18 protein-coding genes are annotated in these 18704 nt (G+C 71.7%); 8 read left to right on the top strand and 10 right to left on the bottom strand.

Annotated features, from left to right (window positions below):
- Nucleotides 1-30: 30 nt before the first annotated feature.
- Together WMF28_RS02930 and WMF28_RS02925 are read left to right on the top strand one after the other, a co-directional pair.
- Nucleotides 31-1368 (top strand): metallophosphoesterase, encoded by a 1338-nt coding sequence (locus WMF28_RS02930; RefSeq protein WP_437600507.1) that lies wholly within the window; start codon nucleotides 31-33, stop codon nucleotides 1366-1368.
- A gap of 42 nt (nucleotides 1369-1410) precedes the next feature.
- Nucleotides 1411-2016, top strand: a complete 606-nt coding sequence (locus WMF28_RS02925; RefSeq protein ID WP_437600506.1) for a Uma2 family endonuclease — start codon at nucleotides 1411-1413, stop codon at nucleotides 2014-2016.
- A 30-nt stretch (nucleotides 2017-2046) separates the two neighbouring features.
- Here WMF28_RS02925 and WMF28_RS02920 read toward each other — a convergent pair whose 3' ends face one another.
- From WMF28_RS02920 to WMF28_RS02900, 5 genes are all read right to left on the bottom strand, one after another.
- Nucleotides 2047-2652 carry a DUF2914 domain-containing protein gene (locus WMF28_RS02920; RefSeq protein WP_437600505.1) on the bottom strand — a complete coding sequence of 202 codons (606 nt, stop codon included), beginning with the start codon at nucleotides 2650-2652 and terminating at the stop codon, nucleotides 2047-2049.
- A 237-nt stretch (nucleotides 2653-2889) separates the two neighbouring features.
- Nucleotides 2890-3267, bottom strand: a complete 378-nt coding sequence (locus WMF28_RS02915; RefSeq protein ID WP_437600504.1) for a hypothetical protein — start codon at nucleotides 3265-3267, stop codon at nucleotides 2890-2892.
- 119 nt (nucleotides 3268-3386) lie between these two features.
- Nucleotides 3387-4364 (bottom strand): hypothetical protein, encoded by a 978-nt coding sequence (locus tag WMF28_RS02910; RefSeq protein ID WP_437600503.1) that lies wholly within the window; start codon nucleotides 4362-4364, stop codon nucleotides 3387-3389.
- 80 nt (nucleotides 4365-4444) lie between these two features.
- Nucleotides 4445-6052, bottom strand: coding sequence for a S53 family peptidase (locus WMF28_RS02905; RefSeq protein WP_437600502.1), 1608 nt, complete (start codon nucleotides 6050-6052; stop codon nucleotides 4445-4447).
- Nucleotides 6053-6097: 45 nt separating this feature from the next.
- Nucleotides 6098-6715 (bottom strand): hypothetical protein, encoded by a 618-nt coding sequence (locus WMF28_RS02900; RefSeq protein WP_437600501.1) that lies wholly within the window; start codon nucleotides 6713-6715, stop codon nucleotides 6098-6100.
- Between the two features lie 410 nt (nucleotides 6716-7125).
- Here WMF28_RS02900 and WMF28_RS02895 point away from each other — a divergent pair, with 410 nt between their 5' ends.
- From WMF28_RS02895 to WMF28_RS02885, 3 genes are all read left to right on the top strand, one after another.
- Nucleotides 7126-7983 (top strand): homocysteine S-methyltransferase family protein, encoded by an 858-nt coding sequence (locus tag WMF28_RS02895; protein WP_437600500.1) that lies wholly within the window; start codon nucleotides 7126-7128, stop codon nucleotides 7981-7983.
- Nucleotides 7984-8141: 158 nt separating this feature from the next.
- Nucleotides 8142-8834 carry a glutathione S-transferase N-terminal domain-containing protein gene (locus WMF28_RS02890; protein ID WP_437600499.1) on the top strand — a complete coding sequence of 231 codons (693 nt, stop codon included), beginning with the start codon at nucleotides 8142-8144 and terminating at the stop codon, nucleotides 8832-8834.
- Between the two features lie 449 nt (nucleotides 8835-9283).
- Nucleotides 9284-9835, top strand: a complete 552-nt coding sequence (locus WMF28_RS02885) for a hypothetical protein (protein WP_437600498.1) — start codon at nucleotides 9284-9286, stop codon at nucleotides 9833-9835.
- An 80-nt stretch (nucleotides 9836-9915) separates the two neighbouring features.
- Here WMF28_RS02885 and purU read toward each other — a convergent pair whose 3' ends face one another.
- The 3 genes from purU to WMF28_RS02870 all read right to left on the bottom strand — a co-directional run bounded on the left by purU (nucleotide 9916) and on the right by WMF28_RS02870 (nucleotide 12033).
- The gene (purU, locus tag WMF28_RS02880; RefSeq protein ID WP_437604203.1) at nucleotides 9916-10809 is read right to left on the bottom strand and encodes a formyltetrahydrofolate deformylase; all 894 of its coding nucleotides are present in this window, start codon (nucleotides 10807-10809) and stop codon (nucleotides 9916-9918) included.
- Nucleotides 10810-10881: 72 nt separating this feature from the next.
- Nucleotides 10882-11619, bottom strand: a complete 738-nt coding sequence (locus tag WMF28_RS02875; protein ID WP_437600497.1) for a histidine phosphatase family protein — start codon at nucleotides 11617-11619, stop codon at nucleotides 10882-10884.
- A 132-nt stretch (nucleotides 11620-11751) separates the two neighbouring features.
- Nucleotides 11752-12033, bottom strand: coding sequence for a hypothetical protein (locus WMF28_RS02870; protein ID WP_437600496.1), 282 nt, complete (start codon nucleotides 12031-12033; stop codon nucleotides 11752-11754).
- A 308-nt stretch (nucleotides 12034-12341) separates the two neighbouring features.
- Here WMF28_RS02870 and WMF28_RS02865 point away from each other — a divergent pair, with 308 nt between their 5' ends.
- The gene (locus tag WMF28_RS02865) at nucleotides 12342-12947 is read left to right on the top strand and encodes a hypothetical protein (protein WP_437600495.1); all 606 of its coding nucleotides are present in this window, start codon (nucleotides 12342-12344) and stop codon (nucleotides 12945-12947) included.
- A 119-nt stretch (nucleotides 12948-13066) separates the two neighbouring features.
- Here the strand turns inward: WMF28_RS02865 and mgtE are convergent, their stop codons facing one another.
- Complete coding sequence (gene mgtE, locus WMF28_RS02860) at nucleotides 13067-14401, bottom strand: magnesium transporter (protein WP_437600494.1); 1335 nt, start codon at nucleotides 14399-14401, stop codon at nucleotides 13067-13069.
- A 372-nt stretch (nucleotides 14402-14773) separates the two neighbouring features.
- Between mgtE and WMF28_RS02855 the strand changes: the two genes are divergently transcribed.
- Nucleotides 14774-15781 (top strand): LacI family DNA-binding transcriptional regulator, encoded by a 1008-nt coding sequence (locus WMF28_RS02855; protein WP_437600493.1) that lies wholly within the window; start codon nucleotides 14774-14776, stop codon nucleotides 15779-15781.
- A gap of 80 nt (nucleotides 15782-15861) precedes the next feature.
- Here WMF28_RS02855 and WMF28_RS02850 read toward each other — a convergent pair whose 3' ends face one another.
- On the bottom strand, nucleotides 15862-16479 hold the full coding sequence (locus tag WMF28_RS02850) for a Maf family protein (RefSeq protein ID WP_437600492.1): 618 nt from the start codon (nucleotides 16477-16479) through the stop codon (nucleotides 15862-15864).
- Nucleotides 16480-16968: 489 nt separating this feature from the next.
- Between WMF28_RS02850 and WMF28_RS02845 the strand changes: the two genes are divergently transcribed.
- Nucleotides 16969-18702, top strand: a complete 1734-nt coding sequence (locus WMF28_RS02845) for a right-handed parallel beta-helix repeat-containing protein (protein WP_437600491.1) — start codon at nucleotides 16969-16971, stop codon at nucleotides 18700-18702.
- Nucleotides 18703-18704: the final 2 nt, after the last annotated feature.

The raw sequence follows: 18704 nt of genomic DNA, 5'->3' as shown, positions 1-18704 counted from the left end.
GACGAGCCGCGCGATGCTACTTTCGATCGCGTGTTCCAGCTCGGCGGCCTCGTCGTCACGCTCGTCAACGCGCTCCTCGGCCTGATCGTCTGGCGGCGGCTCCGCGCGGCGTTCCCGCGGCATGGAGGGCTGATCAACGGGCTGTGCGCCGCGGGGCTGCTGCTGCTCACGCACCCGGCGGTGCTCATGGCCGTCGCGAGCTGGTCGGGGCTGCGAGCGCTCCAGCGCCACCTGCCCGAGCCTGTGTCGCTGATCGCCCTGGGCGCTCAGGTGGCCCTGCTCCTCTACGGGCTGCTCCTCGGGATCGCCGCGATGGTGCGCGTGGCCTTCGGGGCGCTTCGCCGGGGCCGGCCCGCGCCGAGCGCCCGGGCTGTCACGGTCGCCGAGGCCGACGCGAACGCGCGATCGGATGCAGGCGCTCAGGCCGGCTCAGCCGCCCAGCCCGCCAGCGCTCCAGAGGACGTCAAGACCGAGCCGGAACTCGTCGACGAGCCCCGCCGCCGGCTCCTCGTGGGCGCGACCTGGGCGCTGCCCGCGGCGGCGGTCGCTGTGTCGATGGGCGGCGTGCTCGCCTCGCGACAGCGCCCGGTCGTGGTGAGGGTCGCGCTGCCCGTGCGGCGCGAGCTGACGAGCCTGCACGGCGTCACCCTCGCGCAGCTCAGCGATGTGCACGTCGGCAGCTTCATGGACGCGGAGCGCCTCGACGAGCTCCGCGACGCCATGAACGCCCTCCGCGCCGACATCCACGTCATCACGGGCGACCTGCTCGATCACCACGTCTCCCAGCTCGAGCTGTCCGTGCGGCTGCTCCGGGGCCTGCGCCCCGCCCGGGGACAGCTCTTCTTCTGCATGGGCAACCACGAGTACATCGCCGCGCGGTCGGCCAGCATCCCGGCGATCGTGAAGGGGCTCGAGGAAGCGGGCGCCCAGGTGCTCGTCGACGAGGCGCGGGAGGTCCGCCTCGGCGGCGATCGCCTGTGGATGAGCGCCATCGACTATCCCAGCCGCGCGCGCCCGGGAGAGCCCGCCCGGCGCCCGACGGCCGACGGGCTGGCCCGCGCGCTCGGACAGATGCGGGACGACGGCGCGCCGCGCGTCCTGCTCAGCCACCACCCGGGCACCTTCCGCGCCGCCCGCGAGCTGCCCTTCGATCTGATGCTCTCCGGCCACACGCACGGCGGGCAGATCTCGCTGGGCCGGATCGGCGATTACGCCCTCACGCCGATGCTGCCCGCCGGGCTCTACCACAACGGGCTCTACGTGCACCGCGGCCGGCGCCTCCACGTCAACGCCGGCGCCGGCGGCTGGCTGCCGGTCCGCATCAATTGCCCGCCGGAGATCACGCTCGTCGAGCTCGTGTCCGCCTGACGCGCGTGGACGCGCTCCGTCTGCTGGGCGAAACTGTGGACCATGGCACAAGCCGCGGTGCGCACCGGTCTCTCGCCGCAGGACTACCTGACGCTCGAGCGCTCGTCGCCGCTTCGCCACGAGTATGCGGACGGCGAGATCTTCGCCATGGCGGGCGGCACGCTGGAGCACAGCGCCGTCGCCACGAACGTCCTCGGTGAGCTGCGGAGCGCGCTCCGGGGTCGAGGGTGCCGGGTGCTCACCTCGGACATGCGCATCAAGATCGCCGCCGCGCGCCGCTACGTGTACCCCGACGGCGCCGTCGTCTGCTCGCGCCCCGAGTTCGAAGACGACCAGCGCGACACGCTCCTGAACCCGCGCGTCGTCGTGGAGGTGCTCTCCGACTCGAGCGAGGCCTACGATCGCGGGGACAAATTCGCCCAGTACCGGAGCCTGCCGTCGCTCGATGAGTACGTGCTCGCATCGCAGAAGGCGCCGCGGATCGAGGTGTTCACGCGGCAGGAGGACGGGAGCTGGCTGCTCCGGATCCACGGACCGGGCGAGCGCGCCGAGCTCTCGTCGCTCGGCTGCACGCTCGATGTCGACCGGGTGTACCAGGACGTCTTCGACCAGGGCGCGACGGGCGAGGCGCCGCCGGCCGCGCGCTGACGCGCGCGGAGCGCGCCTGGGCCGCCCCGGCTACAGCGTCACCTCGAACGGCGCGCGCGCGAGCTCCTCGCCCGTCTCCGACCGCACGACCGCCGTCCACTCCCCCACCGTGCGCGCCCCGCGCGTGAAGGCCCACGTCCGCCATCGCGGCGACGGCCCGACCCCGAGCGTCACGTTCCCGACCGGCGCCCCGCCGCCCGGCGGAACGAACGCCACCGTCACCTCGCCCTCCACGTCGCCCGGATTCTCGATCTCCAGGAACGCATAGAGCCGCTCCGTCTCCGGCGCGCGGAACATCGTCCCCGGCGCCACCGGCTCGCGGTCCTTCACGCCCTCCGCGAGCACCAGCCGCTTCACCTTCAGCTCCGCCGCGCCCCTCCCCTTCTCGCTGCCCGCCTTGCCCGCCTTGCCCGCCTTGCCCACCGCGACGCTCGCGTCCGGCGCCGTCACCGCCGCAGCCGGCGGGCTCGCGGGCGGTGCCGCCACGGCGACCGCCGGCTCGGGGCACTGCGTCGCCGCGGGGCTCGCGGCGGCGGCCGCCGCCGGAGGCCGCGCGTCGTGGCGCTCACCGCAGCCAGCGAGCGAAGCCGCGCAGAGCGCCAGAAACATCAACCGTCGAGCCATCGTCGTCGTCATCGAAGCACTCCTCCGTGTTCCGGGGCGTCCCCGTCTCACCGCTGGAGTCAGCAAGGCGCGGACCGCTTCTGAATCATCGAAATCATTGATGATTTTTCGCGCGTCTGTGGTCGCAGGGCCGCGCCCTGTGTGCCCGGCGCGACGGGCTGGCCCGCGCCGCCGGCGCGATGACCCGCGTGCTGCCGACCGCGACGATCCACCTCCGGCCGCGCTTCGCATGCCCCCAGAAGTCGCGGCTCAGCCGCGCGACCCGCAGCGCGGACGCGGGGATCCACGCGCCCGCGTCGGTCTCGGCATAGGCGCCGCCGGCGGCCGTCTTGCCGGTGAGCACCCAGCCGGAGCGGTACGGCGCCCAGCCGTCACCGGAGGCCTAGCGTCCAGGAACCGGGAGCCGCCGTCCAGGAACCGGGAGCCGCCGTCCAGGAACCAGGAGCCGTCGTCCAGGAACCAGGAGCCGCCGTCCAGGAACCAGGAGCCGTCGTCCAGGAACCAGGAGCCGTCGTCCAGGAACCAGGAGCCGTCGTCCAGGAACCAGGAGCCGTCGTCCAGGAACCAGGAGCCGACGGCGATGGCGTTCGACGATCCGGCCGAGGCCGCGAGGGGCGCGGCGCGCATCCATCTTACGCTCTCCGACGGCGCCGCGGTCGACGAGGTACTCGATCGCACGCGGCCGGGCCTCGCGCCGGCCATCGCGATCGTCGATCATGGCAGCGCCTCCGCTCGCCTTCGCTCGCTCAGCGCGAGTTCCACCGCGTGTCGCCCTCGAGCGCCCAGCCGAGCGCGCGCCGGGTCTCCTCGGCGACCGGCCCGTCGTACCGGTGGCCGGCCTCCTTGCTGCGCACCACGCGCGTGAGCACGCCCGCCTTCTCGAGGCGCGCGGCCGCCGCCTTCGCCGCGGCGCCGCACCCCGCCTGCGCGCAGACGAAGAGGACGCGCTGCCCGCCGCCATCCGCGAACGCCCTGGCCGTCGCCTGGGCCCACTTGTCGTGTCCGCCCTCGACAAGCACGAGGCGCGGGAAGAGCGCCGGCCGGCGCGCGGCGATCGCCGAGCCCATGATCGCGCCCAGCGAGAAGCCGGTGTAGAGCACCGCGCCGGGGTCCACGTGCTCGGGAAAGCGCGCCCGGAGCGCCGCGAGCCCCGCGTCGATCTCCTGCTCCAGGCGGGCGTTGCTCTCGTACGTGAAGCGGACGTCGCTCGCCGACGGCGAGTCGGACCGCGCCACGCCGCGCGGGCACAGGATGAAGGCGTCGCCTCCCGCGATGTCGCGCCACACCTGGCACTGCCACTCGGGCCGGTCGTAGTTGCCATGCGAGGCGATGAGCACCGGGCGCCGCGCCGTGGCGCCGATCGGCACCGACACCACCGCGCTCGGGAACCCGTCGACCGAAAGCTCCACGAACGGCGCGTCCGCGCGCAGCGGCGCGATCTCCGCAGCAGGAGCCGCGGCGTCCGCGCCCTGCGCCGCCGGCGCCGCCCCGCCGTCCGCGCCCTGCGCCGCCGGCGCCGCCCCGCCGTCCGCGCCCTGCTCCGCCGGCGCCGCCCCGCCGTCCGCGCCCTGCGCCGCGCCCTCGGGCGCCGGGACCTGCGCGGCGCTGGGCGGCGCGGGCGCCGGCCCCGCGGCGCGGCCCGTGCGGTCGCAGCCGAGCGCCGCCGCCGCGAGGAGCGCGAGGCATGCGAGCGGGCCGGAGAGCATGGCGGCGGGGAGCGTCATCCGGCCCAGGATGACGCATCGGCGTCCCGGACACGACGGGCTGCGAGCTGGCCGGCGCCTGCTCGAGGGGATGAGGCGGCCTACGGCAGCGCCTCGGCGAGCTTGTCCGCGAGCGGAGCGCCCCAGCCGGTCGGATAGTCCCAGCCGGGCCCCGCGCTGAACCCCTCGGGGGTCTTGCCCGCCGTGATGTCGCGGAAGGCCGACTGCACCTTCGCGTCGGTGTAGAGCGCCCGGTTCAGCCAGCCCACGACGGGCTTGTCCTCCGCGAGCCTCTGGCTGTTCACCGACGCCATCAGCCCGGCGAACACAGGGGCGGCGAACGACGTGCCGTTGCGCCGCTCCCACTCGCCCAGGTAGTAGAGCCAGTACCTGGAGTCCCCCGAGGCGTTCAGCGCGACGTCGGAGACGGCGCGCTGCCCCTGCGCGTCCAGGACGACACCCTCCTGCCACCACGGGGTCTTGAAGGCGCGCGATCGCCCCGACCCCGAGCCGCTCCACGCCACCTCGCGCGCGACCTCGCCGTCGTCGCCGAACTCGAGCATCGTCCCGCCGACGCACGTCACGTACGGGCTCGACGACGGCACGTCCGGCCGGCTCGAGTCGCCGCTCGCGACGACGATCGTCATCCCGAGCGCCGCGCCCATCCGCGACGCCTCGTGGTACTGCTCCCGGATCGGCTGCGCCTCCGTCTCCTCGCGGTGCGCGAACGACGTCGAGAGCACCGACACCTCGCCGGCCGCGATCGCCTCGTTCCACGCATAGAGGATGGAGAGGGTGCGCGCGTCCGGCCCCTCGTACGCGATGAGCTCCGCACCGGGCGCCATCACGCCCGACCACTGCATGTCCAGCGTCGTCTCGATGTAGCGGGTCGAGATCGGATCCGCCGTGACCACGACCTCCGGGTTGTCGCGCGGCATCACGCCGAACGAGCGCCAGAACGACTGGAGATCCCTGGTCTTGAACGTCGCCCCGACCACGACGCCGAGCTTCACGCCCTGCCCGCGGTGCCCGCCGTCGTGGAGCCTGTCGACCGCGTAGGCGCGCGCGATCTGCGCGGGCGTGAGCCCCTGCGCCAGCTCCTCCGGGAGCTCCGTCTCGATCGAGCCCCCCTCGGCGGGGAGCGGAGCGGTGTCCGCCGGGACGTCGACCGCGATGACGCCCGACGTGAGGTCGATGATGTTCTGCGGCGGCCTGAGCGGCTCCAGCGCGCCGAACGTGCGGAGCGGCTTGCCGCCCTTCGAGGGGTTCTCGCGCTCGAAGTCGCGGAGCTCGGTGTCGAAGGCGGTGTTGAACTGCTCGACCGTGCCCGCGAACTCGAGCAGAAGCCGGTTCTTCGACCGGCGCCGGATCTCCATCCTGTGCTGGGTGAGCCAGGCCTCGACGGCCGCGATGTCGCTCTCGGACGGGGCGTAACGCTCCATCCAGGTGTCGACCGACATGTACTTCCGGAACGTCTCCGGCTTCCCGGGATCGTACATGTCCTCGATCGCGCTCTCGAGCCCGGGGACGTCCCGGGTCGGGAACCCGATCAGCGCGCGGAAGCGCTCCTTCTCCGGCGCCGGGCCGAAGTCGAAGTAGACCCCCGCGAGCGGCCGCGGGAGGCCGCTCGGGAGCACCGGTCCATCGTCTCCGCACGCCGCGGCCGCGAGGGCGAGCGACGCAACGCACCAAACCGAGAGCGGACGCATCAACTGGGCCTCGCCGGCGAGGGGGTGGAGATCGTCAGGCGGGGCTCAGCACCACACGTGCTCGATGAGGTAGCAGGTGAACGACCCCGGCAGCCAGGTCTCGGGCCACCCGCCGGTGTTGTTGTCGACACAGACCTCGCAGTACGCGTGGATGCACTCGGGGTCGGTGCTCTGCGGGCCCGCGTTCGGGGACGTCACGGGCTTCTCCGAGTAGAAGAACCCGTCGGTCTTCAGCTGGTCGAGCTCGCTCGCCGACAGCTTGCCGAAAGAGGCCGCGTCCGAGGAGATGCTGAACCTCTGATCCGAAGCCTCCGTCAGGACGGGCGGCGGGTAATCGCCGTAGTCGGCGTTCTGCACCGCGGCCATCTGCTCCGCGAGCAGGATCTCCTTGCCGTCGCTGGCGGAGAGCTTGATGCGCGCGTAGTCGATCGGCGACGCCGAGTAGTCGAGGGCGTAGACCATCTTCGGGTTCATGTCGAGGCGCAGGAACTCCCCCGCCGGGAGGGCGGACAGCTCGGCCTGCGTGATCCGCTCGTGCTCTACCGCGTCATCGACGATCGGCTCGTCCGACGCGATGCATCCGGAGAAACCGGCCGCCGCGATGACGCCGAGCGCAACACTGAGAGCGAGCGATTTGGAAGAACGGATGGGCTGACGAATCATGATGGGCATTCCTTTCGTTTGGCTCACTGACGGAGGTCATCTGGCCTCGGGCTGGCCAGAGGGAGCTCCACCCCTGTCGGTCCTTCGAGCGATGGCTGCTTGTTGGACCCCACGACTCCCGCGAGTTGAGTGGAATGAGGGGAAGATGATTTCATTTCAAACGGTGCCGCAGCCCCCCCATACCTGGCAAGTAAATTCCCGGGGTGAAAGAGAATTCCATCGTTCTTCCTGCGGCATAGTGGTCGGGACGGTGCGCTGTGCGGGCCCCGCATACCTGCGACAGTACAGCGGGGCCACGGCAGGAATCGGGGGTTGCGTTGAGCGCCGGTCACGGACATACCGGCGCCTACATGGTGGACGGGTCCGGAGAGCCGTTCAGGCCAGTCGTCGCAACGGCTGAGGCCGAACTCGTGGTGCTCGACGGCCCGCTCGGGACCGAGCTCGCCGCGAGGGGGGTCGAGACGCCGGCGCCGCTCTGGAGCGCCGCGGCCCTGCTCGACGCGCGCGGCTGCGACGTCGTGCGGGCGATCCACCGGGACTACGCGCGCGCGGGGGCCACGGTGCACACGGCGAACACGTTCCGCACGAAGCGGAGGCAGGCGGGCGCCGCGTGGGCCGAGCTCCTGGCGCGGGCGGTCTCGCTCGCGCGCGAGGCCGTGCGCGATGTGGACCCGCGGCACCGGGTCGCCGGGAGCATCGCGCCGCTCGAGGACTGCTACCGGCCGGACCTCAGCCCGGCCGGCGCGCGGCAGGAGCACCGCGAGCTCGCCGAGGCGCTCGCGGCGGCGGGCGTCGACGTCCTCCTCTGCGAGACCTTCTCGCACGTCGGCGAGGCGCTCGTGGCGCTCGAGGAGGCGGTCGCCACGGGCATCGAAGCGTGGGTGTCGTTCACGGCGGGTCCGGACGCGGATCTCCTGTCGCCCGAAAGCATCGGCGTCGCCGCGCGGGAGGCGGTCGCCCGCGGCGCGCGGGCCGTGCTTGTCAACTGCACCCCCGCGACCCGCACCCTCGCGCACGTCGAGCGGCTCGCGGCGTGCGGCGTTCCGTTCGGGGCCTACGCGAACGCCGGCGCGGCGACCGAGGGGCTCGGCTGGCGCGAGGGGCAGGGCCGCTCGGCGGCCGCGCGCTACGCGGAGCTCGCGCGCGGCTGGATCGAGGCGGGCGCCACGATCGTTGGCGGCTGCTGCGGGACGGGGCCGGCGCACGTCGCCGCGCTGCGCGCGCTCGTCGACGGAGCGACGCGGCGCCCGGCGGGGTCGCCGCGCTGAGGCGCCGATCGCCGGTTGCTCCCCCGGGGTCGACGTGCCACCGATGCCCGAGGCGCAGGGTGACGCCGGCGCGCTGCGACGCGGCGCCCTGCGACGATCCAGATCCCGAGACAGCACGCCGTCGCGATCGGCGACACACCACGGAGACGGAGCGCACGATGATCGATCTCTACTACTGGCCCACCCCGAACGGCTGGAAGATCAGCATAATGCTCGAGGAGACGGGCCTCCCGTACAAGCTCATCCCGGTCAACATCGGGCGGGGCGAGCAGTTCAAGCCGGAGTTCCTCGCGATCAGCCCCAACAACCGGATGCCCGCGATCGTCGATCACGATCCGCCGGGCGGCGGGGCGCCGATCTCGGTGTTCGAGTCGGGCGCGATCCTGCTCTATCTCGCGGAGAAGACGGGCCAGCTCATGCCCTCGGACCTGCGCGGCCGCTACGAGGTGACCCAGTGGCTCATGTGGCAGATGGGCGGCCTCGGCCCGATGAGCGGCCAGGCGGGGCACTTCGGCCAGTACGCGCCGGAGAAGATCCCGTATGCGATCGAGCGCTACACGAACGAGGTTCGGCGGCTCTACGGCGTGATGGACAAGCGGCTCGCGGACCGGCCTTTCCTGGCGGGCGAGTACTCGATCGCCGACATCGCGAGCTTCCCCTGGGCGATTCTGTACGACCGATTCGGGATCTCGGCCGACGAGCTCCCGAATTTCAAGCGGTGGCTCGACGCGGTGCGCGCGCGGCCTGCCGTCGAGCGCGGGCTCGCGGCCGGAAGCGAGCTGCGGAACCAGAGCCAGCCTGTCGACGACGAGGCGAAGCGCTGGCTGTTCGGAAAGAAGCCCCAGGCGTGAGCCGTCCGTCCGGGGGCGCATGAGGCGCGCCTCCGCGCCCCGCGGCGGCGCGCTCGTGCGTCGTAGGCGCGCGGCGCTTCGCTGACAGGGCTGCGACCGGGGCGGATGGGTCGGCTTCGGACGAACCGTCCCGTTCCGGCGCCCCGGAGATGCACACGCGGTTCGACGCGGCGTGTCCCGCACAGGGGGGTCGCCGCGCCGGCGCGCCCTGCGGGCGAGGCTTCGCTCGGCGCCTCGAGTCCACGGTGCGCCCTGGCTGGATTTGGCGCCCATCGCTCGATCGCGCTGCATCCGCCGCTGCGCGAACGTCAAGCATGCCGGGAGCGGAAACGTCTGCACACGTCTGCCAGGCACACACTCTGCTCTGCGGTGAGCCGAGATGTCTGGGCCTGCTGGGCCCTCGCGGACATCGGGGGGAACCGATCATGTCAATGCATAGCAAGATGCTGGTGCCTGCAGTTCTTTTCGCGGCGCTGTCCGCCGGTTGCGCGGCGAGCACGGACGAGGCCGATCTCGAGTCGATCGACCTCGATGACGCGTCGATCGCGTCGGCGGATCAGGCGCTCGAGGGGGCGAGGGGCGGATACGTGGGGATGGGCACGGCCCAGCTCGTGCCTGGGAAGTCCGAGTTCGGCCCCAGCCAGGTTGGACTCGTCCCGAGCAAGGGCGTGACGATCCCCAGCAAGGGTCATTTCGGTCCGGGCAAGGGCGTGACGATCCCCGGCAAGGGTCATTTCGGTCCGGGCAAGGGCGTGATGCTCCCCGGCAAGGGTCAGATCCCGTCCAAGGCTGGGTTCGGCTACGGCGGCCAGCAATCCGGCCACGCGCTGCAGGGCCAGGTCGGGTATGGCCAGTCGGCCATCGGCCAGAGCGCCGCCCTCGGCCAGACGGCCGTCGGTCAATCGGGCGCCTATGGCCCGTCGGGCGCCGGCCAGCAATCGGGCTACGGGCCCGGCGCCACGGGCCAGAGCACCTGGTTTGGCCAGCAGCGCAACCCCTGATCGCCCCGCGCGAGCTCTCCGCCCGCTCACGAGGGCCATGATCGACCGCGCCTCGTGCGACGATCCGGAGAAGAAGACCGTCAGAAAACGACGGTCCGGCGGCCCTCGACGATGACCCGCCGCTCCAGGTGCGCCCGGACGGCGCGAGAGAGGACGAGCCGCTCCACGTCGCGCCCCACCCGCGTCATCTCCTCTGGGCCCAGCTGGTGATTCACGCGCGCAACGTCCTGCTCGATGATCGGCCCCTGGTCCAGGTCGCGGGTGGCGTAGTGCGCCGTCGCGCCGATGAGCTTCACGCCGCGCGCGTACGCCTGATGATAGGGCTTCGCGCCCTGGAACGCGGGCAAGAACCCGTGGTGGATGTTGATGACGGGCGGCCCTTCATCGAGCATCTGCTCGGACAGGATTTGCATGTACCGCGCGAGCACGACGAGATCGACATGGTGCCTCTTCAGCAGGTGGAGCACCTGGCGCTCCTGCTCGCGCTTGGTCTCCTGCGTGATCGGGAGGCAGAAGAAAGGGATCCTGAAGCTCTCGGCCACCGCCTCGAGCGTGGGGTGATTGGAGATGACGAGCGGGATCTCGCAGCGGAGCTCGCCCGCGCGCTGCCGGAGCACGAGATCGTAGAGACACGCAGGATCCTTGGTCACCAGGACCGCCATCTTGGGGACGTGATCGGTGTAATCGACCGACCAGCGCGCCGAGAGCGCCGTGGCGAGCTCGCGAAAGGCGGCCTCGATCGCGCTGCGGGTGGCCGAGCCGCCCAGGGCGGTGACCGCCGCCGGCGAGGAGAGGCCGGACAGATCGACGACGAGGCGCATGAAGAAGCGCGGTCCCTCCTCCATGAACGCATCCGTGTGATTGCTCGCGTCGATGATGTTCAGGCCGATGTTGTAGAAGAACCCCGCGAGTCGCGCGACGAGACCGGGCTGGTCGGGAGCGGCGATGAGGAAGGTTGCGTGGACAGGACCCATCATGCGGGTCATGTAGCTCGCCCCGAGGCAGCGGCGCAAGCGGAGGGGTCGAGGAGGCGCGCGCGGCGAGCGCTAGCGCCCTTCGCCGCTCTCCGAGGACGGCGGCCCAGACGGATCCTCCGTCATCCTGGGCGCCAGCGTGGAGAGCTCCGCCCAGGGGATGCGCACGGTGCGCTCGACGTCGCGCAGGTGAGCGCTGTCGTTGTAATAGATGAGGTGCCACGCCTCGGCTCGACCCCAGCGCCGCCGGCGCTGCCAGTGGGTGAGCGAGGTGTGGCGGGTGGCGAAGTGCGCCACCGGAAACGCGAGCGCGTTCATCTTGAAGAAATGGAGGAACGCGACGTCGATGAAGCCGCCATGCGTGACGACGACGACGGTCCGCCCCTCGTGCTCGCGGGTGATGCGATCGAGGGCGACAGAGACCCGCAGCATGAACTGAGCCCAGCTCTCCCCGCCGGGGCTCGCCGGGCGGTACGGCTCGCGCTCGAAATCGATCGCATAGCGCACCATCGCCTCTCCGACCGGCATCCCGTCCGCCTCGCCGGGGCGGAGCTCCTGGACATCGTCGTCGAGCGTGAGGGGCAGCCCCAGGGCGGGGGCGATGATCTCGGCGGTCTGCTGCGCCCGGCGATACGAGCTCGCGATCACGACATCGGCGGAGATCTCGCGCGTCGCTGCCAGGCGATCGCGCAGCCGCTCCGCCTGGAGGACGCCGAGCGACGTCAGCCCGGTGTCCCCGCGCATCCCCCCGACGATATGGTTCACGTTGACGAGCGCTTCTCCGTGCCGGATGAGATAGAGGTTCGTCACGTTCTGAGCCTCCGAGGCGCGACCTGGCGAGGGGGAGGGCCGCGCGGGGCGGTCCGCGCCCGCTAGGAAGAGCAAGGCCCCCCTCGGATGTCAAGCGTTTGTGCCGCGACCGCGCGGACGCTCAGGGACAGCTCAGGGACATCCGTGGAGGAGCGCGAAGAGGGCCGCGCTCTCGGAGCAGACCTGCTCGTCGCGCAGGGCGCTGCAGAAATCGTCGACCGTGCCGAAGGTCTTCTTTCCCGTGCTGCCCTCGATACAGGAAATCGAATAGACGTACCGCGGAGCGCTCTCGCTGGGCGCGCCGACCTCCTGCGAGCCGCTGTCGCCCGCGTCCTCCGGCGGGTCGACGCCGAACGCCGGGAAGAACACGATGGGCCAGAGGCCGAAGAGGCCTGCTATGAAATTCGAGACCATGAGCTCACCTCCAACGTCGATGGAAATGCCTCCTCGTACGAGGTAGCGATTGCATCGGTTGCATCGAGATGCATTCAACAGGCCAGCTCGGGTCATGTCCGCCCATTGCACATGGGCGCGCGGTCCGGGGCCTCGCGCGCGCCCGAGCGAGGGAGCCGCCCCGTCCGGGCCGGAGGAGCGCCGGCCGCGGATCGCGCCGCACCGGCCGCGGCGGGCCGCCGGCCGGGCCGCGCCGCCGGCGTGCGGGGTGCGGGGTGCGGGGCCGCGCTTGCCAGCGCGCTCGGACATGGCCTACAAGGCGGGCCCCTATGCACCGTCGCAGCTTCATCGCGGCCGCGCTGCTCGGCTTCGCGGCCCTCGCCGGGTGCGCGCCGAGCTGGCGCGTCGTGACCCAGGCGAGCCCCGATCCGTTCGTGGGCCAGCGGTATTTCGCCCTGATGCCCATCGACTACGTGGGCCTCCAGATCATCGACAAGCCCGAGGACCGGTACCTCGCCAGCAAGGACGGGGACGACTACCAGCGCCACATGGCGGACAAGGAGTCGGTCAACGAGGAGTTCACGAAGGCGCTGGTCGAACGCGCCAAGGACGAGGGCATCGAGGTCGCGCCGACCACCGGCATGACGTCGGCGCAGTTCGTGATCAGGCCCTATGTCGGCTACATGAACCCCGGCTTCTACGCGGTCGTCACCTCGGCCCCGAGCCAGATCAGGATGACGCTCCGGCTCACGACGCCGGACGGCAAGGTGCTCGATGAGATCCAGCTCTCGAGCCGCACGGCGTCGCCCATCCCGAACACGACCCTGAGCGCCGCCGACGCGGACAAGCTGTCGATCGGCGGCCGCTGGCGCGAGGACGCGCGCGTGATCGGCGCGTATGCGGCCCGCTACCTCGAGTCGCGCGTCAACCCCTAGCGCGCGAGCGCACCCCGCAGAGCGCGCCCTCCCCGGGCGCCTCCAGGCGCGAGCGGCCGCACCAGCGCGGCGCCGCGATCACCGCCGCGCATCGGGGCCGCGGCGGGCGCTGGCCCGCCTCACAGGAGGACCCCGCGGAGCAGGAGCTCGGCCATGCTGAAGTAGATCACGAGGCCGGAGACGTCGACGAGGGTCGCGACGAACGGGGCCGAGGCGCTCGCCGGGTCGAAGCGGAGCGCCCGGAGCACGAACGGCAGGAGCGCGCCCGCCAGGGTGCCCCACGTCACGACGCCGACCAGGCTGAGCGCGACGGTCAGCCCGAGCAGCACGTAGTGCCGGCCGTAGGCGCCGAAGAGGTGCTCCCAGGCGATGACGCGCACGAAGCCGATCGTGCCGAGGATCCCGCCGAGCGCGAGGCCCGAAGCGAGCTCCCGGCGGCTGACGCGGAAGAAATCGCCGAGCCGGATCTCGCCGAGCGCCATCGCCCGGATGACCAGCGTCGTCGCCTGAGATCCGGAGTTGCCCCCGCTCGAGATGATGAGCGGCACGAAGAGGGCCAGCACCACGGCGCGGGCGATCTCGTCCTCGTAGTGCCCCATCGCGGTGGCGGTGAGGAGCTCGCCCACGAACAGCGCGGAGAGCCAGCCCGCGCGCTTGCCGAGCATCCTGAGGAGCGGCGTCCGGAGGTACGGCGCGTCGAGCGCCTGCATGCCGCCGAGCTTCTGGATGTCCTCGGTCGCCTCCTCTTCCACGACGTCCACGATGTCGTCGGCGGTGACGATCCCCTTCATGCGGCCCTCGCCGTCGACGACGGGTATCGCCACGAGATCGTGCTCCGCGAAGCGCCGCGCGACCGCCTCCTGGTCGGCGTCCTCGTTCACCGACACGACGTCGGTCTTCATGATGTCGCTGACGCGCCGGTGGCCGGGCGTGATCATGAGCTGTCGCAGCGACACCACGCCGCGCAGCCGCTGCTCGGCGTCGAGCACATAGCCGTAGTAGACGGTCTCCAGGTGATCTCTGGCCTGTCGCTTGAGGTAATTGATCGTCTCGTCGACCGTCGCCTCCGGCCGCACGCGCGCGAACCACGGGCTCATGAGCCCGCCGGCCTCGTCCTCCGCGTAGGCGAGGAGCGCGCTCACTTCCCGCCGTGTCGGCTCGTCGAGCAGCGCGAGGAGCTCTTCCTGCTCAGCCGGGGACACCTCGAGGAGGATGTCCGCCACGTCGTCGGGCGCGAGCAGGCGGAGCCACAGCCTGCGCTCGCCCTTCGAGAGGGCGGCGAGGAGCGCGGCCTGGTCGGCGGTGGAGAGGCCCTGGAAGAAATCCTCCGCCTCCTCGCGCCGCAGGCGGCGATAGGCCTGCACCCGCTCCTCGTTCTCCAGGGCGGGCCACGACATGGACAGCTCGGCGGCCGTGAGCGTCTCGGCCGCCTTGAAGGGCGGGCGTTCCATCATCGCCTCACCTCGTCGAGCGCCTGGCCCGCCCCGTCGGCGTCGCCCGGCAGAAGGTGCTCAGTCGGAGGGGCCCAGCGGCAGGCTTGGCCCTCGACCGACGGATAGCAAAGGACGCGCCACGGCCGCGCTCCCCGGAAGCCCCGGCGCGCCCGCGGCGCCGCGAGCCGCCCACGTCCGCCGGCCGCCAGCGCGACGCCTGGGGCGGTCAGGTCAGCCCGCAGCGCGCGCTGGTGCCTTGGAATTTTTCCTTGAGAGTCAAACTGTGCCGGTGTGCGGAGTACGGTTTGACAGGAACCCGCCACGCCTCCTAGGATGCAAGCGCTTTCCTTTGCCTTGTTTGCCAGCATGAAATCTTCGCCTCAGGCGGTCACGATGAGCTCCGGCGTTCGGCCGTCGGTACGCATGGAGGAGGTGGCCCGGCACGCCGGGGTGTCTCCGGCGACGGTCAGCAGGGTCCTGAACGACAGGGGCAAGTGCAGCGCGAAGACCCGCGAGCGGGTGCTCGCCGCGATACGCGATCTCGGCTACGTGGCGAACGCTGCCGCGAGGAGCCTCGCGCAGGGCCGGACTGGGTCCCTCGGCTTTCTCCTGCCCACGGTCGGCACCGATTTCATGTCGAGCTTCCTCCAGGTCGTCGCGGGCGCGGCGACGGAGGAGGGGTATGATCTCTTGATCGCATTGCGTTCGGAGAGCTCGCTGCACCGGATGCTCGGTCGGCACAACACCGATGGTGTCCTGATCTTCGGCGCCGCGATGGGGGAGGCGAGCCTGAGGCGGATCGCGGCCGAGGGGTTCCCGGCGCTCCTCGTCTATCGAACGTCACCGCCGGGCCTCTCCTTGCCCAGCATCGTCATCGACAACGAGGCGGGCGTGCGGGCGGCGATCGATCATCTGATCCAGGCGCACGGCCGGCATCGCATCGCGTTCCTGCGGGGCCCCGCGGGGAACGAGGACGCGGCGCGGCGTGAGGAGGCTTACCGGGGAGCGCTCCTGCGCCATGGCCTCCCGTTCGATCCGCGCCTCTGCCGCGGCGGGCTCGGCGCGGAGGAGGCGCGCACCTCGACGATCGCGCTGCTCCGCGAGCAGGCGGCGTTCGACGCGGTCGTCGGCTGGTGCGACGCCGCCTCGATCGGCGCGATGGATGCGCTGCGGAGCGAGGGCCGGCGCGTCCCCGCCGATGTGTCGGTGGTGGGGTTCGACGACATCGGGCCCGCGCGGCACCTCGACCCGGCGCTCACCACCGTCCGTCCGCCGACGGAGCTCGTCGGGCGCCTCGCCGTGCGGGAGCTCGTGCGGCGGATCCAGAGCGTCGCCACGGAGCCGCAGGCGCGGCTCCCTGTCGAGCTCATCGTCCGCCGCTCCTGCGGCTGCTCGGGCTGACGCGCGTCGGTCCTGCGGCCGCTCGGGCTGACGGGGCCGCCTTCCCCGCGGCCCGCCGGCCCCGGCGCGCTCACGCGCGCTCACGCGCGCGCGGGCACGCCGAGCGGATCGACCCCGAAGCGGCGCAGGAGGCGGCAGAGCGGGACGAGCGGCAGCCCCACGATGGCCGTCTCGTCGGCGTGGCGCACGTCGTCGAACAGCCACGGTCCGTGCTTCTCGAAGAGGTACCCTCCCGCGCTGCCGATCGGCCGATCCAGCTCGACGTAGCGCCGGATCTGCGCGCGCCCGAGCGGCCGGACGCGGAGCTCCACCGTGACGGTCTCGGCCAGCGTCCGCGGCTCACCCGGCGCGAGCGGCAGCCCCGGGGGCGCGTGCACCGCGACCGCGGCGTGGAGCGCGTGGACGCGCCCGGCGAGCCGCCCGAGCTGGTCCGCCGCCTCGTCGAGCGACGCCGGCTTGCGCAGGAGCTCGCCGTCGAGATCGAGCGCCTGATCGGCGCCGATGATCAGGGCGTCGTCGCGCGCGCGCCCGAGGCTCAGCGCCTTGCCCTCCGCGAAGAGGCGGGCGCAGGCGACGGGCGACAGCCCCTCGGGCGCGATCTCGTCGAACGCCGGCGCGACGGCCTCGTACGCGAGCCCGAGGCGGTCGAGGAGCGCCCTCCGGAAAGGAGACGTGGAGGCGAGGACAATCCGGGACATGGCCGGATCCATGGCACGGAAAGACGCCGGTGCCGAGGGAGACCGCCTCCCCCCGCCGCGCGCGCGCCGGCAGACGAGAGAGGGAGAGAAAAAACCGCCAAGACGCAAAGGACGCCAAGAGGAGAGATCAGGATCCTCCTGTGCCCATCGATCGATTTCTTCATCTCAGATCTTCTTGTTCTCCTCGCACCCCTGGCGCACTGGCATATTTATTTAACATCATTGTATTTTTAATTCATGACAATTCCTGTGCCAGACGCGATCGGACACCGCTCGAATCTCCCCGATTCCCTCCGCACGGATTCGACTCCTACATTCACTCCCTCGATCCCGATCGACGGCGCGGAGAGTCAGCAATGGGCATAACCCCGGGGAACCGCGAAGGAAAGACAGGGATTACCCGCCGTCAGGTGTCGCCTGAATTACCCATCATGCATTTCATTAAAAAGCATCTTGCAACAGGGCACCTCAGCACGCGAGATTGCGGCGATGCAGCAACTCAACACAAGGCACCTCGTCACGCTCTCTCTCGTCGCGCCGGGCATCGGGCTCTCCGTGCTGCTCGCGGCCTCGCCGGCGAGCGCAGCGACGTACGAGGTGGGCCGAGGCAAGCCGTATTCGAGCCTCGCCGAGGTCGCCCCTCGCCTGGTTGCCGGGGATGTGGTCGAGGTCCAGGGCGACGCCACCTATCCAGGGGATCTGATCTTCAAAAAATCCGGCACCGAAGCGCAGAAGATCACCATCCGCGGCGTCCGCGTGAACGGCCGCCGTCCTGTGCTGTCCGGAGGGACGAACACGGTGGTCTTCGGTGGCAATCATTACACCTTCGAGGGCTTCGAGATCACCCGGGGCGCGAACCGCTGCGTGTTCAACCGCGCGCATGACGTCACCATCCGCGACGCGGTGGTGCACGATTGCCCAGGGCACGGCATCCTGGGCGCCGACTCCGAGTCGGGCTCGTTCACGCTGGAGTACGTCGAGGTCTACGCCTGCGGCTCGGGCGACACCAGACACCCCATCTACATCGCGACCGACGAGGAGACGCGCCTCGGCTCGGTGTTCCGCATGCGGCATTGCTATGTCCACGACAGCAACGGTGGCAACAACGTGAAGAGCCGCGCGGAGCGGAACGAGATCTATTACAACTGGATCGAGGGCGCGAAGTACCACGAGATCGAGCTCATCGGGCCGGACGGCCAGGACGAGGGGCTCGCGCGCGAGGACTCCGACGTTGTCGGCAATGTCTTCCGCAAGACAAACCAGAACTTCGTCGCGCGCGTCGGGGGCGACGGCACCGGGCAGACGTTCGGTCGCTTCCGGTTCGTCAACAACACGTTCCTGCTCGCCCCCGGCTCGAGGCCGGCGATCCGGATGTTCGACGGCATCGAGAGCGTCGAGATGAGCAACAACGTGTTCTACCGGCTCGGCGGCGGCGGCGTGGAGGTCTACGTCGACAGGTCGGCGAGCTGGGTGACGGGCGCGGCGCTGCTCGCAGGCGCGAACAACTGGGTTCCGACCGGCTCTTCGGCCATCCCCGCGGCGTGGACTGGCACGCTGCAGGGCGCCGATCCCGGGTTCGCCGATATCGGCTCGATGGACCTCCGCCCGTCGGCGGGCAGCCCGCTCATCGACGCCGGCGCCCGGTGGACGCCGAGCCCGGCCGGCCACCCGTTCCCGAACCCGCTCGCCGCACCGCGGTTCACGCCCGCGAAGAGCGTGCGCGCGGCCAGCGGAGCGCCGCAGCGGCCGACCACAGGCGCGATCGACATCGGGGCCTACGAGTTCGGAGCCGGCCTCTCGTACACCGCGGACGCCACGAGAGCCGCCGCGAGCGATGAAGACGCCGCCGCGAGCGACGGGGACGCCGCCGGGAGCGACAGCGACGCCGCCACCGGCGACAGCGACGCCGCCGACGCGGACGGCGACGCCGCCACCAGCGACGGCGACGCCGCCGACGCGGACGGCGACGCCGCCACCAGCGACGGCGACGCCGACGACGCGGACGGCGACAACGCCGCCGGCGCGGACGGCGCCGACTGCGCCGCGGCCGGAAACGAGGCCGCAGAGGGCACCGATGCCCGCTGCGCCGGCCACGCCGGCTCGTGCAGCGCCACCGGGGCGCTCGCGGGCGGTCCGCTCGCCGGATCGAGCGCGGCCCTCGCGGGGATGACGGCGCTCCTCGGGGCCGCCCTCCGGCGCCGCGGCCGCCGCTCCAGGGCGTGAGC

This window comes from Sorangium sp. So ce590 (assembly GCF_051521365.1).
In the GTDB taxonomy this organism is placed as follows: domain Bacteria; phylum Myxococcota_A; class Polyangia; order Polyangiales; family Polyangiaceae; genus Sorangium.
Note: the sequence above shows the minus strand (reverse complement) of the source record. Positions and strands in the feature narration are given on the sequence as shown.